Annotated in this window: 13 protein-coding genes and 1 tRNA gene; 9 read left to right on the top strand and 5 right to left on the bottom strand. The window is 59.6% G+C overall.

Annotation, left to right across the window (positions count from 1 at the left end; genetic code table 11):
- The first annotated feature begins 22 nt into the window (after positions 1-22).
- Entirely contained in the window at positions 23-403 is a 381-nt protein-coding gene (locus WH87_RS07400; RefSeq protein WP_046140251.1) for a HesB/IscA family protein, read from the top strand.
- A 240-nt stretch (positions 404-643) separates the two neighbouring features.
- On the top strand, positions 644-1924 hold the full coding sequence (gene aroA / locus WH87_RS07395; protein WP_046140250.1) for a 3-phosphoshikimate 1-carboxyvinyltransferase: 1281 nt from the start codon (positions 644-646) through the stop codon (positions 1922-1924).
- A 6-nt stretch (positions 1925-1930) separates the two neighbouring features.
- Here aroA and WH87_RS07390 read toward each other — a convergent pair whose 3' ends face one another.
- The 3 genes from WH87_RS07390 to parE all read right to left on the bottom strand — a co-directional run bounded on the left by WH87_RS07390 (position 1931) and on the right by parE (position 7024).
- Positions 1931-2983: a GGDEF domain-containing protein gene (locus WH87_RS07390; protein WP_052726583.1), complete on the bottom strand. Its 1053-nt coding sequence runs from the start codon at positions 2981-2983 to the stop codon at positions 1931-1933.
- A gap of 149 nt (positions 2984-3132) precedes the next feature.
- Complete coding sequence (locus tag WH87_RS07385; protein WP_046140249.1) at positions 3133-4656, bottom strand: DEAD/DEAH box helicase; 1524 nt, start codon at positions 4654-4656, stop codon at positions 3133-3135.
- 346 nt (positions 4657-5002) lie between these two features.
- Positions 5003-7024, bottom strand: a complete 2022-nt coding sequence (gene parE / locus WH87_RS07380) for a DNA topoisomerase IV subunit B (protein ID WP_046140248.1) — start codon at positions 7022-7024, stop codon at positions 5003-5005.
- A gap of 203 nt (positions 7025-7227) precedes the next feature.
- Between parE and WH87_RS07375 the strand changes: the two genes are divergently transcribed.
- The 4 genes from WH87_RS07375 (at position 7228) to WH87_RS07360 (ending at position 11059) form a co-directional block, all read left to right on the top strand.
- Positions 7228-7728, top strand: a complete 501-nt coding sequence (locus tag WH87_RS07375; protein ID WP_046140247.1) for a hypothetical protein — start codon at positions 7228-7230, stop codon at positions 7726-7728.
- A gap of 26 nt (positions 7729-7754) precedes the next feature.
- Positions 7755-8102, top strand: a complete 348-nt coding sequence (locus tag WH87_RS07370; RefSeq protein WP_046140246.1) for a hypothetical protein — start codon at positions 7755-7757, stop codon at positions 8100-8102.
- A 658-nt stretch (positions 8103-8760) separates the two neighbouring features.
- Positions 8761-10281, top strand: a complete 1521-nt coding sequence (locus WH87_RS07365; RefSeq protein WP_046140245.1) for an ATP-binding cassette domain-containing protein — start codon at positions 8761-8763, stop codon at positions 10279-10281.
- 118 nt (positions 10282-10399) lie between these two features.
- Positions 10400-11059, top strand: a complete 660-nt coding sequence (locus WH87_RS07360; protein WP_052726582.1) for a PilZ domain-containing protein — start codon at positions 10400-10402, stop codon at positions 11057-11059.
- Between the two features lie 40 nt (positions 11060-11099).
- On the opposite strand, the gene glnA is transcribed toward WH87_RS07360, so the two are convergent.
- Together glnA and WH87_RS07350 are read right to left on the bottom strand one after the other, a co-directional pair.
- A complete protein-coding gene (glnA, locus tag WH87_RS07355) occupies positions 11100-12509 on the bottom strand; it encodes a type I glutamate--ammonia ligase (RefSeq protein ID WP_046140244.1) in 1410 nt (469 codons plus the stop codon).
- A gap of 54 nt (positions 12510-12563) precedes the next feature.
- Positions 12564-12902: a P-II family nitrogen regulator gene (locus WH87_RS07350; RefSeq protein ID WP_046140243.1), complete on the bottom strand. Its 339-nt coding sequence runs from the start codon at positions 12900-12902 to the stop codon at positions 12564-12566.
- A gap of 220 nt (positions 12903-13122) precedes the next feature.
- On the opposite strand from WH87_RS07350, the gene WH87_RS07345 reads away from it, so the two are divergent.
- The 3 genes from WH87_RS07345 to tig all read left to right on the top strand — a co-directional run bounded on the left by WH87_RS07345 (position 13123) and on the right by tig (position 15052).
- The gene (locus WH87_RS07345; RefSeq protein ID WP_197410746.1) at positions 13123-13479 is read left to right on the top strand and encodes a nuclear transport factor 2 family protein; all 357 of its coding nucleotides are present in this window, start codon (positions 13123-13125) and stop codon (positions 13477-13479) included.
- 62 nt (positions 13480-13541) lie between these two features.
- Positions 13542-13626 (top strand) — tRNA-Leu (locus tag WH87_RS07340).
- A gap of 46 nt (positions 13627-13672) precedes the next feature.
- Complete coding sequence (gene tig / locus WH87_RS07335; protein ID WP_046140241.1) at positions 13673-15052, top strand: trigger factor; 1380 nt, start codon at positions 13673-13675, stop codon at positions 15050-15052.
- Positions 15053-15214 lie beyond the last annotated feature (162 nt).

Here is a 15214-nt window from a genome sequence, read left to right as displayed (position 1 = left end):
GCCGATAGACGAGGATTGCCTCATGGCCTTCAAGATCATGTCTCTCACCGATGCCGCCGCTGAGCGGATCACCGAGATCATCGAAGACTCCGACAAGCCGGTGATCGGCCTGCGGGTCGGGATCAAGAATGCCGGTTGCGCGGGTGTCAGCTACACGATGGATTATGTGGCCGAAGCGCCGAAGGGCGACGACCACGTGACCGACAAGGGTGTCGACGTCTGGGTTGATCCCAAGGCGACGATGTATCTGCTCGGCACCGTGATGGATTTCGAACAGTCCAAGATGAGCTCGGGTTTCACCTTCAAGAACCCCAACCAGACCGGCGCCTGCGGTTGCGGCGAGAGCGTTACGCTCAAAGCCGCCGACCTGAAGGCCATCGCGGATGCCCGCGCTGTCGCGTAGCGCCTGAAGGTTTTACGAGTTTGATCCCCGCGAAAGCGGGGATTTTTGTTTGTGGGTAGCAAGAATACCCCCACCTAGCCTCCCCCTGAAAGGGGGAGGAACTGATCGCGCTTTGGGCAAGATATCTCCCCATCCACCAGACTGTTCCTCCCCCTTTCAGGGGGAGGCTAGGTGGGGGTACTCCGATGCCGCCACAACCCAGTTGCACCACTCGCCACCTTGGTGCATTGATCCGCCATCATGGCAAAATCGCTTCCTCCTGCGCTCGCAATCACTCCTCCCACTCATCCGCTGGTCGGCCGCGTTTCGCCGCCGGGCTCCAAGTCCATCACCAATCGCGCCCTGTTGCTGGCAGCGTTGGCCAAGGGCACGAGCCGCCTGACCGGCGCGCTCAAAAGCAAAGACACGGTCCTGATGGCCGCCGCGCTGCGCCAGATGGGCGTGACCGTCGAGGAACCGGACGCAACGAGCTTTGTTGTCACCAGTTCCGGCAGGCTTCAGCAGCCGACAGAGCCCCTGGTTCTCGGCAATGCCGGCACCGCAACGCGCTTCCTGACGGCAGCCGTGGCGACCGTGGATGGTGAAGTTATTGTCGATGGCGACGAGGATATGCGCCTGCGCCCGATTGGTCCGCTTGTGACGGCCCTGCGGTCCCTGGGCATTGATGCAACCAGCCCGACCGGTTGCCCGCCGGTTACCATTCGCGGCAATGGTTCGTTCGGCAAGGGGCGGGTCGAGATCGATGGCGGTCTCTCCAGCCAATATGTTTCCGCACTTCTGATGGCGGCGCCAATGGGCGAGGGCGCCATCGAGGTTGCGCTCACCGGCAGCGAGATCGGCGCGCGTGGTTATGTCGATTTGACGCTCGCCGCTATGCGCAGTTTCGGCGCGTCAGTCGAGCAGGTTGATGCAGGCACCTGGCAGATCGAGCCGACCGGCTACACCGCCACCGACTTCGTTATCGAGCCGGATGCGTCGGCTGCGACCTATCTGTGGGGCGCAGAGGCGCTCACTGGTGGCAATATTGACCTTGGCGTTGCTGCTGACGCGTTCACCCAGCCCGACGCCGCTGCGCAGGCCTTTATCGCGCAGTTCCCCAATATGCCCGCCGTCATCGATGGCTCGCAGATGCAGGATGCGGTGCCGACGCTGGCAGTACTGGCTGCGTTCAACAATCAGCCGGTGCGCTTCGTTGGCATTGCCAATCTGCGGGTCAAGGAAACCGACCGCATTCGTGCTGTCTGCAATGAGCTCAATCGTATCCTACCGGGCCTTGGCACCGAGGAGGGAGATGATCTGCTGGTCGCATCTGATCCAGATCTGGCGGCCAAGGTCGCGGTCTTGGGAAGCGTTGCCCGGATCGAGACCTACCACGACCACCGCATCGCCATGAGCTTTGCTCTGGCGGGTCTCAAGGTCCCCGGGATCGTCATTCTGGATCCCGCATGCGTGGGCAAGACCTATCCAGCTTACTGGGACATGCTGAAGGGGCTGGGCGTGGAGTTGACCGCGACAGAATAGGCCGCGTCAGCCAGCGGCACGCCGCAGCGAGCCTTCGAGGTCTTTTTCGCTGACCACGCGGTTGCGGCCAGCGTGCTTTGCCGCATAGAGGCACCGGTCCGCGCGTTCGATCAGGGAGGCGGGGGTATCCGAGGGCTGGAATGCCGCTACGCCGAACGAGGCGGTGATGCGGCCAAGCTTCTCATTGGTTGAGCGCTTGAGCAGTTCCTTGGCCTGAATGGCCTTGCGGATGTTCTCCGCCACGATCACTGCGCCTTCGACATCGGTGGAAGGCAGGATCGCCACGAGTTCCTCGCCGCCATAGCGCGCTGCCAGATCCTTGCCCTTTATGTTGGACTTCAACAGCATGGCGACCAGTCGCAACACCTGATCACCAGTCTGGTGACCGTAGGTGTCGTTGAAATTCTTGAAATGATCGATATCGAGCATCATCAGGCAGAGAGGATCGCCGGTTCGGCTGGCGTCGGCGATAGCCACGTCCATCCCCTCGTCAAAGCTCTTGCGGTTGGCGATCTTGGTCAGCGGATCGAGCATTGACTCGCGCCGCGCGTCATCAAGATCGCGTTGCAGCGCCGCGATATCATCGCGCGATGACTGCAACTGCTGTTCCAGCGCGCGATTGGTGTCCTGCATACGGCGCGTCTCATTCAGCAGACGACTGGCCAGCGCACGGAAGGATTCGGGCGAGAGCGCCTGTTCCAGATCGTCGGTGGCTGATTCCAGTGAGCCGGAATAGGCCGTCGCACTCGTCATCGCCGTATCGATCGCGTCGTGCACAGCGTCGATGCGGGCCGTCATCCGTTCGGAGACGTTGGTCAGCCTGTCGTCGACATCCGATTTGAGGAACTCTTCGTAGAGTGTCTCGGCGAGGTCAGACGATGGTGAGGTGCCGTTGCGGAAGATCGCGTTGATGCGGTTGTTCAGCGACGGATTTACGCCAGTGGCGTAGGTATAGAAGAGTTCGTAGAACTGGGGATAGGGCGGAATGCTGCTGCGCTTGAGCAGGTCAAATGCGGAATTGGCATAGCCAAGCGCACGGTTGAATTCCTGTTCGGACACCTGCTTCCCTCGCCCTCATTGCACAATCTCTTGCTATCGATTGTTTGTGCAATTTGTTCCCCCATTCATAAATACAACTTCAATGTTAAGGAAGTTGCAATCAGCGCCGCACGAATGCGGCGCTCTATTTAATGAATAGCGTCAGGACTTTAGCTAGGGATACGCGTTGGGCGCAGCAGGAAGGCCGGGATTGGGCCGTCATTGCCGAAGGGCGAGCCGTTGCTTGGAGCAGAATCAGTGTCCTGATCGGCCTCCGGGCGACGACGGTTGCGCTGTGGCTTGGCTTCGGTCTGCTCAGGGCGACGTTGACGCTCTGGCTGGGCCTCGGCGGCGCGTTCTGCCTTCGGCGCTGCGGGGCGCTGCTGACGTGGTGCGCGGGCCTCGGCCTTTGGTGCCTCTTCAGCTTCCACTGCGGATTCGGCTGCCGCTGGTGTTGCAGCAGCTGCCGCAGGCGGACGCGTACGCGCGCCACCACGACGCGAGCGGGCAGGGCGTGCGGGACGCTCTTCGCTCGTTTCGCCGGCCTCGGTTGCTGCAGGTGCAGCGCCGGTCTCAAGCCATTCGATCGGCTTCTGAATGAGCTTCAGAATCGCGTCGAGGTGCTTGGTGTCGGCAGGGGCCACGAAGGTATAGGCAACGCCCAGACGGCCAGCGCGACCAGTACGGCCGATGCGGTGCACGTAATCTTCAGCGTGCACAGGCACGTCGAAGTTGAACACGTGGCTCACGGCCGGAATGTCGAGGCCACGGGCCGCAACGTCGCTGGCAACGAGCAGGGTCAGGCGGTTGTTCTTGAACGCATCCAGGGTCTCGGTGCGGCTCTTCTGGTCCATGTCCCCGTGCAGGCCACCGGCGCTATAGCCATGACGCTCCAGCGAGCGGGCGAGGGTCGCCACATCGCGCTTGCGATTGCAGAAGATGATCGCATTGGTCAGGCCCGTTGCAGCGTCGATCTGCGCACGCAGAACAGCGCGCTTTTCTTCGGGCTTGGAGCCAACCTTGACCAGCTTCTGGTCAATGGTGTCCGCGGTCGATGCAGTGCGGGAAACCTGCACATGCACCGGGTCCTTGAGGAACTTCTTCGTCAGCTTCTCGATCTGGCCGTCCATCGTTGCCGAGAACAGCATGGTCTGGCGACGGGGTGGCAGGCGCGAGCAGATCTTTTCGATGTCGTCGATGAATCCCATGTCGAGCATGCGGTCGGCTTCGTCGATCACCAGGATCTCAACGCCGTTCAGCATGATCTTGCCGCGATCGATTTGGTCGAGCAGGCGGCCCGGCGTGGCGATGAGCACGTCAACGCCGCGATCGAGCTTCTTGTTCTGGTCTTCAAAGCTCACGCCGCCGATGATCAGCGCCATGGTGAGACGGTGGTTCTTGCCGTACTTCTCGAAGTTCTCGGAGACCTGCGCAGCGAGTTCGCGCGTTGGTTCAAGAATGAGCGTGCGGGGCATACGAGCGCGGGCGCGGCCGTTTTCCAGCAGCGTCAGCATGGGCAGCACGAAGCTGGCCGTCTTGCCGGTGCCGGTCTGTGCGATGCCAATAATGTCCTTCTTTTGAAGGACGTGGGGAATCGCCTGCGCCTGAATTTCGGTCGGCTTGTTGTACCCGGCAGCGAGCACCGCATCGGTTACTTTGGTTGAAAGGCCGAGCCCGGAAAAATCATCAGTCAAATTCGGTAAATCCACTCAGAGGTTTGCCCGAGGCCGGATCCGGTTCGAAACATTCGAAACGGTGCATCGGGATGGTGCCGCAACCGGGCATGTGCAGGGCACACGCTCTCTTGCGTCAGTTGCGGACCGGGAAAGGCAATTACTCGAAAGCGTCCACGACTGAGGCGGCCACCGGACGGGACTGCAGGAGCTGCAAATCGGCGGAGTGGCCCTGAGGCACGTTCGGCATCGGCGGACAAAGCAAGCCGTCAAGCCGGAAATGCTCCAGCGGCGCGGACCATAGCGCAAAGGCCTTTCAAGTCAACGGTCTTGCGATACTTAGCCTTAATTGGATCCGGACGAGCCTTTATACGTCCAGATCAACGACAAATGCGGCGTTCTCCTGAATGAAGTCGAAGCGCGCTTCGGGTTTGGTGCCCATCAGGCGATCAACACTGATCCGGGTCGCATCCAGATCATCGCGAACCTTCACCTGCAACAGCGTGCGGCTCTTGGGAGACATGGTCGTTTCACGCAGGTGCGCAAATGGCATTTCGCCCAGACCCTTGAATCGGGTGACGTCGACCTTGCCCTTGCCGGTGAACTCGGTCGCCATCAACTCGTCCTTGTGCGCGTCATCGCGGGCATAGAGCGTCTTGCCGCCCTGGCTGATGCGATAGAGCGGCGGCATGGCGAGGAACAGGTGACCGCCATCGATCAGGCGTGGCATTTCCTGGAAGAAGAACGTCATCAGCAGCGCCGCAATATGGGCACCGTCGACGTCGGCGTCGGTCATCAGGATGATCTTGTCATAGCGCAGATCGTCATCGCGATAGCGATCACGCGTGCCGCAGCCGACGGCCTGGATGATGTCCTGAATGATCTGGCTGGTCGCCAGCTTTTCGCGGCTTGCGCCGGCGACGTTGAGGATCTTGCCGCGCAGGGGCAGCACGGCCTGGCTGGCGCGGCTGCGGGCCTGCTTGGCAGAACCACCAGCCGAGTCACCTTCCACGATGAACAGTTCGGCTCCCTGCGCTGCAGTTTGTGTGCAGTCGGCAAGCTTGCCGGGCAGGCGTAGCTTGCGCGTCGCACTGGCGCGGTCGATCTCTTTTTCCTTGCGGCGGCGTAGGCGCTCTTCGGCGCGCTCCACAGCCCAGTCCAGCAGCTTGCCGGCCTGGTTGGGCGAGGCCGCCAGCCAGTGGTCGAACGCGTCGCGCAGGGCAGTGTCGACGATGCGGGTCGCTTCGCCCGAGGCGAGCTTGTCCTTGGTCTGCCCGACAAACTCGGGCTCGCGCACGAACACCGACAGCATGGCGCTGCAATGGGCGAACACGTCTTCGGCTGTCAGCTGCGCCGCGGCCTTGTTCTTGGTCAGCTCGGCATAGTTCTTCAGGCCGCGCAGAAGCGCACCACGCAGGCCCGCTTCGTGCGTGCCGCCATCTGGCGTTGGCACAGTGTTGCAGTATGAGGACACGCCGCCGTCGCCCAGCGTCCAGGCGATTGCCCATTCGGTGGCGCCATGCGTGCCGGGCTTGCCATTACTGCCCGAGAAAATCTCGTCGACGATGCGCGTCTCGCCCTCAATGCGCGCCGTCATGAAGTCCTTGAGGCCGTCCGGATAATGGAACACAGCCTTGGCTGGGGCGTCTTCGGGGACGAGGCTTTCGTCGCAGCTCCAACGTAGCTCGACACCGGCGAACAGGTACGCCTTTGCCCGCGTCATGCGGAACAGGCGCGCCGCCGAGAAGTGAGCGAGATCGCCGAAAATCTGTGGATCGGGGTGGAACCGTGTGGTGGTGCCGCGACGGTTGTTCACACGGCCAAGATGCTCGATCTCCCCCTGTGGCTTGCCGCGCGAGAAGCGCAGGCGGTGCAATTGCTGCTCGCGCGCAACTTCCACCACCATGTCGTCCGACAGCGCGTTGACCACGGAGACACCCACGCCGTGCAGGCCGCCGGAGGTCTCGTAGGCGCTGGAATCAAACTTGCCGCCCGCGTGCAGAACCGTGTGAACGATCTCGAGTGTCGAGCGGCCGGGATACTTCGGGTGGTTCTCAACTGGAATGCCGCGACCATTATCGGTCACGGTGATGTAGCCATCGGCCCCCAGATGCACCTCGATGCGCGTCGCATGACCAGCAATCGCCTCGTCCATCGAGTTGTCGATAACTTCGGCAAACAGGTGGTGCAGGGCGTTGGTATCGGTGCCGCCGATATACATGCCGGGGCGCCGACGAACTGGCTCAAGTCCTTCGAGAACCTCGATATCGGCAGCCGAATAGGAGCCCGCATCGCTGGCCGGCTTGGGCGCAGCCTTTGGCGCTTCTGGCTTTGGCGGCGTTGGCGCGGGCTGGGTTCCGGCGCCGAAAAGGTCTTCTACTTCAGACATTCAAGTTCCGTTTCTGCACCCCGAATCGGGCGATTCCGCCTTTTAGCATAAACCACGCGGTCGCTAGTCGGCCTGTCATCGCCCTGATTTGCCCACAAACCTGAACGGCAGATGAACGGCTGGTTGCAGTTGTGTTCAAGGGGTGGGGGATAGAGGTAAGGCAACTCGCGACAATAGCGTCGCAAATGCCATGGAGCCCTTAGATGATCCCGACCTTCAACTCGTTCAAGAGCGTTGCCCGTGCAGCAGTCCTCGCCGTAGCGATTGGCGGCTCGGCTCTCGCCGTTATGCCTGCCCAGGCGCAGGAAGGCCCCTCGGCTAGCTTCAGCATCCAGATACCCGGTAATGGTCCGGCTACCAATGGTCGAAGCGGCGCCAGCGCCACGGGCCGCTTTGCGGCTCCGGGCTGGGCTCCCGATTATGGGTACGACGATGGTTACGGTTACGACTATGGCTATCGTTGCCTGACCAACCGCGAAGTGCGCCAGGGCATTGCCGGGTACGGCTTCTCCAATGTCGATATCACCCGCGAACTCTACAACAACCGGGTGGACCTGCAGGCCGTCTATGGCAACTGGCTCTATACGATGCGCGTTGATAAGTGCACGGGTGAGGTCAATCGTGTTCGTCAGGCCCAGCGTGTGTATAACGGTGGCTACAACAACGGTGGCGGTTTTGGCTTTCAATTCGGCTTCGGGAACTAAGCGGCCGTACTGAGATAAGGTGGAGCATGAACAAGTTTGTGGGAAGTGCCGTCGTTGCGGCGATGCTGATGCTGGCTGTGCCCGCTCATGCCCAGAGCTTTGGCATGTTCTTTGGCGACGAAAGCTCCGAGAAACAGGCGTTCGGCTCGTCGGCTTCTGAACGCTGGGGTGAGCCGCTGTTCGTCAGTTGCCTGACAGATCGACAGATCCGCGACTTCATTGCGGCGCGCGGCTACACCGATATCGCGCTCAACGTCGCCAATGACCGCCATATCCAGGTGCGTGGCACCAAGGATGGTTGGGTTTATCTGATCGATTTCAACTTTTGCACGGCGCGGATCGCCGACGTGCAGCAGTTGCGCCCAGCCAAATAGGCGCTTCAACTCGATCCAACGCATTGTGATCGCATATCTATTTATGATGGCGTCAGCTCTCGTGACGCCATCATTTCCCGCATCCGGACAAAACCGTCCCACAATCGGGCGCTGAGTTTACGTTCCGTTTGCTTCTTGAAAGCACTTTCTTAAAGGCACGCTGCTAGAACAACAGTCATACGGTTTTTGTCTGGAGTTGCCGTATGCGAGCCGACCGGGATCATAGTTCTGCGTATCCGGTCTCGACCGGCTCAATAGTCTTCGGTGTTTGGCCGCAAGCCGGGTTTTCAGGTATTGCGTACCGGCTGGCCAATCTGCCTGTCCCGCGTATTGGGGCGCTGTTTTTCGTGTCTGTACTGTTCTATTTCGTCTGAGCCGGCAGTGAATTGATTTTCGCGGCCGGTTTGGTTATTGCTTCGGCTATGGCCAACACGAAACGATGGAGGGCCCGATGACGTTTCATTTCGAGCACCGTTCGCGTGGCCCCGTCTACGCCCTGTGGCAGCAGCTACAGGGCTGACCAGGTACTGGTACGGACGTTCTTCTCTGTCTTTCCCATTCTGGTTTGCCCTTTGTGGCGGTCTCTGGCGCATGCGCCGACCGCCTCCTGACGGCATTGGCGCGCACCTGAGGTGTCGCCGCACCAGCGAGTTCTAAAATGGGTTCTATCAGTCTCCGTAACGCCGGCCTTGTGGCCACCGATACTCTGTTTTCCAATCTCAATTTCGTCATCAGCGATGGTGATCGCGTTGGTCTTGTCGCCGGCAATGGCCGGGGTAAGACGACGCTGCTGCGCGCAATTGTAGGGCAGGGCGAACTCACGAGTGGTGATATCGTCCGCTCTCGCGGGCTCCAGGTTGGTTATGTCGAACAAGACATGCCGAAGGCGAGCATGGGGCTGACGCTGTATGAGGCGGTGCTGGAAGCCTTGCCCTCTGCCGATCGGGAGACCGATAGCTGGCGGGTCGATGTGGTGCTCGACGAGTTCGAGGCGCCAGAAGCCATGCGTCATCTTCCGCTCAACCAGCTCAGTGGGGGATGGCAGCGCATTGCGCTCATTGCCCGCTGCTGGGCGCTGCAACCCGACGCGCTGCTGCTCGACGAGCCGACCAATCACCTCGATCTCGGCAAGCTTTACCAGCTCGAAAACTGGATCAATCAGGCAGCGCGGAACATTCCCGTCATCATCGCCAGCCACGATCGCCAGTTTCTCGACGCCACCACCAATCGCACGCTGTTCCTGCGGCCCGACACCTCGCACTATTACGCCTTGCCTTACAGCAAGGCGCGGGCTGCCCTGGCGGAGGCCGATGAAGCGGCCGAGGCGAAGCGGGAGAAGGATCTCAAAGAAGTTAGTCGTCTCCGCAAGCAGGCGGCCAAGCTGACCAATATCGGCATCAATTCGGGTAGCGATCTGCTGACCGTCAAATCGAAATATCTGCGCGAACGCGCCGAAAAGATCGAGAATGCCGTTCTCTCACTGCACAAGGAGCGCAGCGGTGAGATCAAGCTCGGCAATAGCGGCGCAGCGGCCAAGGTCATGCTGGCCATGGAGAATGTGGACGTTACGACGCCCGCTGGCGACAAGTTGTTCCGCATTGAAAAGCTGCACATCTTTCAGGGCGATCGCATCGTCGTGCTGGGTCGCAACGGCACCGGCAAATCGCAGCTCATGGGGCTGATCCACCGCGCCATGACGGGCAGCGACACGCCCGGCGTGCGCGTCAGTCCACAGGTGGTACCGGGTTATGTTGACCAGGCCATGTCGTTCCTGCCCAGCAAGTCGTCGCCGCTCGACTACATCACCGGCCAGTTCGATCAGGGCGATCAGCGCAGCAAAAGCCTTTTGGCGGCAGCGGGTTTTCCTGTCGAAAAGCAGGAGCGGCCGATCTCAGAAATGTCCTTCGGGCAGCGGGCGCGGCTTGGCCTTTTGGCTCTTCGGTTACTACAGCCGAACTTCTATTTGCTCGATGAGCCGACAAACCATGTTGATATCCCAGGCCAAGAGAGTCTTGAGGATGAAATCCTCTCCCATGGCGCCACTTGTATTCTGGTGTCACATGATCGCAGCTTCGTAAGAGGTCTCGGCAGTCGATTTTTGTTGATTGATGGCAAGAAGTTGAAAGAGGTTGATGGGCCTGAGCATTTCTTTGTTGCCATGTCGGCGGAGACAAGCTGACGCTATACTTTGGTGGGTCCCTAGGCATCGGCAATAATACCGATGGGAAAGTCTTTAGGATTTTTATCTTATCTTTTCCGCAAATCTCTTGCGGGAGGAGGGGGCTATTCCAGAGTCGATGCAACAAGCCGCTGGGGCGGCAGGCGCGCGCGTCACGGAGGATGTTCGCTATATCGGTGAGTTAGCGGGCGTCTATGCCTTGTCCGAGCGCCGTGGCGACGATGGCGTGACCATCCCGGTCCATGCCTGTCGCGTCACGTCCATTTCCACGCATCAGGCAGTGCTGGTCGCGGCGGAAGTGCCGCGTGTGGGCGAGAAGGTTGCTACCCATTTCAAGGATTTTGGCCTTTTACGTGCCAATGTGGTGCGCAAGCTGCCGACGGGCTTCGTTATCGAGTTTGAGGTTGATGAAGCAGCGCGCACCAAGCTGGCCGCCAAGATCGTCTGGCTCAAAAAGCACGGTACCCAACAGGCGGCAGACAAGCGGGAATCGCCCCGCATTCTGCCGCGCAACCCACGTTCGGTGCTGACGCTCGATGATGGCACACTGATGCCGTGCTTCGTCATCGACGTTTCCCAGACGGGGGTGGCTGTGTCCGCGACCAAGTCGCCAGCCGTCGGTGCGGCCGTTGCGGTAGGCAGTCTGGTTGGGCACGTGGTGCGCAAGCTTGACGTCGGCTTTGCTGTTCAGTTCGTGGACAAGCAGGCTGCGGAAGGTCTGGAGAAGTTGCTGCAGATGCCGCCGCTACCGGGCAAGGTGGCTGAAGCCAAAAAGTAAGGGGCCCTTTCGGGCCCCTTTTCGTTTTCTTACCAGGCGATTAGGCCGAGTAGTACATTTCGTATTCGACCGGGTGAGGGGTCTGCTCGTACTTGATGACTTCGGTCATCTTGAGCTCGATATAGCTCGAGATCTGGTCCTTATCGAACACGCCGCCAGCCAGCAGGAACTCGTGATCGGCTTCCAGGGCGTTCAGCGCTTCGCGGAGCGAGCCGGCAACGTGTGGGATCTGCATCAGTTCCTGACGTGGCAGCTCGTACAGATCCTTGTCCATCGGGTCGCCGGGATGGATCTTGTTCTTGATGCCATCGAGGCCAGCCATCAGCATCGCAGCGAAGCTGAGGTATGGGTTGGCCAGCGGATCTGGGAAGCGGATTTCGACGCGCTTGGACTTCGGCGACTGGCCGAATGGAATACGGCACGAAGCCGAGCGGTTACGGGCCGAGTAGGCCAGCAACACGGGAGCTTCAAAACCTGGTACCAGACGCTTGTAGCTGTTGGTGGTTGGGTTGGTGAAGGCGTTGATGGCCTTGGCGTGCTTGATGATACCGCCGATGTAGTACAGCGCGTCCATCGACAGGCCGGCATACTGGTCGCCAGCGAACAGTGGCTTGCCGTCTTTCCAGATCGACTGGTGGCAGTGCATGCCCGAGCCGTTGTCGCCGAAGATTGGCTTTGGCATGAACGTGACGGTCTTGCCGTAAGCGTTTGCGACCTGGTGGATCACATACTTGTAGATCTGCACGTCGTCGGCAGCCTTGATCATCGGCGCAAACTTGATGCCGAGTTCGTGCTGGGCCGAAGCCACTTCGTGGTGGTGCTTTTCAACGACCACGCCCATGTCGGCCATGGCCGCGAGCATCTCGCCACGGATGTCCTGCGCGCTATCCAATGGGGGCACGGGGAAGTAGCCCTTCTTGAGACCGATATGGTGGCCGTTATTGCCGGCTTCATAGGCGGTGTCGTTGTTGGATGGCAGCTCTGGGTGGTCGACTTCAAAGCCAACCTTGAATGGGGTGTTGGAGTACTTCACGTCGTCGAACATGAAGAATTCTGGCTCAGCGCCAAACACCACCGTGTCACCGATACCTGTGGTCTTGAGATAGGCCTCGGCCTTCTTTGCCGTGGTGCGTGGATCGCGGCTGTAAGGCTGGTACGTCAGGGGCTCGAGAATGTCGCAGTTCACGACCATCGTCGACGCGCCAAAGAAGGGGTCCATGTAGACCGAGTTCGGATCGGGCATCAGAACCATGTCGGACTCGTTGATGGCCTTCCAGCCGCCAATCGAGGAACCGTCGAACATGGTGCCTTCTTCAAACAGGTCTTCGTCGACGATGGAAACGTCGAGCGTGACGTGCTGCAGCTTGCCGCGCGGGTCGGTAAAGCGCAGGTCGAGATACTTGATGTTCTCTTCTTTGATGCGCTTGAGGAGATCTGCTCCGGTGGTCATGGGTCTTCCCTTTGTAGAACGGAATGCGTGTTGGGGTTCGGGCGCGGCGCGGCTTTAGAGCGCGTCGTCGCCAAATTCGCCGGTACGAATGCGGATGGCCTGCTCGATCGAGTAAACGAAGATCTTGCCATCGCCGATGCGACCGGTTTGCGCTGCGTTGCGGATTGCCTCGATGGCTTTGTCGGCGAGTTCATCGGGGCAGACGACCTCGACCTTCACCTTAGGCAGGAAATCCACGACATATTCGGCGCCGCGATAGAGTTCGGTGTGGCCCTTTTGACGGCCAAAGCCCTTGGCTTCGGTCACCGTGATGCCCTGCAGACCGACTTCCTGCAGTGCCTCTTTGACTTCGTCCAGCTTGAACGGCTTTACGATAGCCTCGATTTTTTTCAATTGAGCCTCCACTTTCGTGACTTTGGGCGGATACCGCCAACCTGTATGCACGGGCTGTGCCAGTGCTGCCAACACGCAAAAAACTGTTATAGATGAAAGGGTTAAGGTTTCGGTGCTTGTCCAGCAGGATGCTGTTTGACGCAGTGTATGATGAAATAGTCGGCGGATTGCACAAAAATTAGCCAAGTGTGACGATCTCGCGCGGAGAAGGGTGAAGCAAATGACAAAAATGACGCCACTTGAGTGCGCCGAGCTGCAATTTGAGGCTTACAACAAGCGCGACCTGCCGCTTTTTCTCTCGGCCTTTGCCGAAGACGTCAGCAGCTTTCGGCTGCCCGATATGGTGCCGCTGCTCCAGGGCAAGGCCGCCTACGGCAAGTTTTACGCCGAAAATCGCTTCAATCACGAGGGTTTGCGGGCCGAACTCGTCAATCGTATCGTGTTGGGCAACACCGTTATCGACCATGAACTGATCCACGGTCTGGGCGATATACCTGTGGAAGTTGCTATCATGCTGGTGGTTGAAGACGGTCTTATCGCCAGAGTCTTCTCCATTCCGGCGAAAACGCCAAGCTAGGCTTTGACTGGCTTTCCTTCTTCATATAGATGCAACCCCAACCCGGCCAACGGGTCCTTTTTGCGGGTGTGGCGGAACTGGTAGACGCACTGGATTTAGGTTCCAGCGCCGCAAGGCGTGGAGGTTCGATTCCTCTCACCCGCACCACAGTCTGGACTTGGCCCAGAGATCAATGAATACGGGATTGAACCGAATGCAGGTTACTGAGACCCTCAACGAAGGCCTTAAGCGCAAGCTGAGCGTCACTATTCCGGCCGCCGACCTCAACACGCGCCTCAGCGCCAAGCTCGAAGAGCTTAAGGGTCAGGCCAACATCAAGGGCTTCCGTCCAGGCAAAGTGCCACTGGCGCACATCAAGAAGATGTTCGGCCGTTCGGCTATGTCCGAAGTGATGACCGACGCGATCAACTCGACCGTCTCGGACACTCTTGATGGCCGCAATGAGCGCGCTGCTGCTCAGCCAAAGGTTGATCTGCCAGACGATCAGGCTGTGATCAACGAAGTGCTCGACGGCAATGCCGACCTGTCTTTCGACGTTGAGTACGAAGTTCTGCCACCAGTCGAACTGATGGACCTCAAGGGCGTCAAGTTGAACAAGCCTGTCGTTGAGATCACCGACGAAGAACTCGACGCCGAAGTCAACCGCGTGTTCGCACAGAACCGTGGCTACACCGACAAGGGTGACGAGGGTGTTGTCGAGAATGGCGACCGTCTCGGTCTGTCGTTCGTTGGCAAGATCGACGGCAAGGCGTTCGATGGCGGCACGTCCGACCATGCTCACCTGACTGTTGGCTCGGGCGAATTCATCCCAGGCTTCGAAGAGCAGCTGATCGGCTTCAAGAAGGGCCAGACTGGCGAGATCGAAGTTACGTTCCCAGCTGACTACCAGAGCGACGAACTGGCTGGCAAAAAGGCAACCTTCGAGGTTACCGTTCTGCACGTCGACGGTCCAAACACCGGTGATCTGGATGACGAGTTCGCCCAGAAGCTCGGCGTTGAGAACGTTGAAGCCCTTCGCGCTGCAGTGAAGACGCAGATGGAAGCCGCACTGGCATCCATGAGCCGTCAGCACGTCAAGCGCCAGATCCTCGATGCACTCGATGATGGCCACAAGTTCGACGTCCCAGCTCAGCTGGTCGACGCGGAATTCGACACCATCTGGAACCGCGTTGTTCACGAGATCGAGCATCACGGCCGTAGCTTCGAAGACGAAGGCACGACCGAAGAAGCCGCCAAGGAACAGTACCGCAAGATCGCTGAGCGCCGCGTGCGCCTCGGTCTGGTTGTTGCCGAAATCGGCAACAAGAACGACGTGAACGTGACCGAAGAAGAGCACCAGCAGGCGCTCATCGCGGAAGTCCGTCGCTTCCCAGGCCAGGAACAGCAGGTTTACGACTACTACCGCAAGAACCCACAGGCGCTTGCAGGTCTGCGTGCCCCGGTGTTCGAGAACAAGGTCGTTGACTACGTTGCCGATCTCGGCGCTATCACCGACAAGAAGATGACCCGCGCGGAACTCGCAAAGCTCATCCAGGCTGACGAAGACGACGTTCCGGAAGAGCACCACCACTAAGGTGTTCCACCGCTGAATTTAGAGCCGCCCAGAAATGGGCGGCTTTTTTGTATTTCTGTGTGCCCTATGAGTTCACCTCATGGTGAGCTTGTCGAACCACGAGGTGAACGGGCACCGCGCCACGACCTCGTCCTTCGACAGGCTCAGGATGAGGTCTATTGA

The sequence above is a fragment of the Devosia epidermidihirudinis genome (genome assembly GCF_000971295.1).
Lineage (GTDB): Bacteria > Pseudomonadota > Alphaproteobacteria > Rhizobiales > Devosiaceae > Devosia > Devosia epidermidihirudinis.
This window is presented reverse-complemented; position numbering and strand designations above follow the sequence as displayed.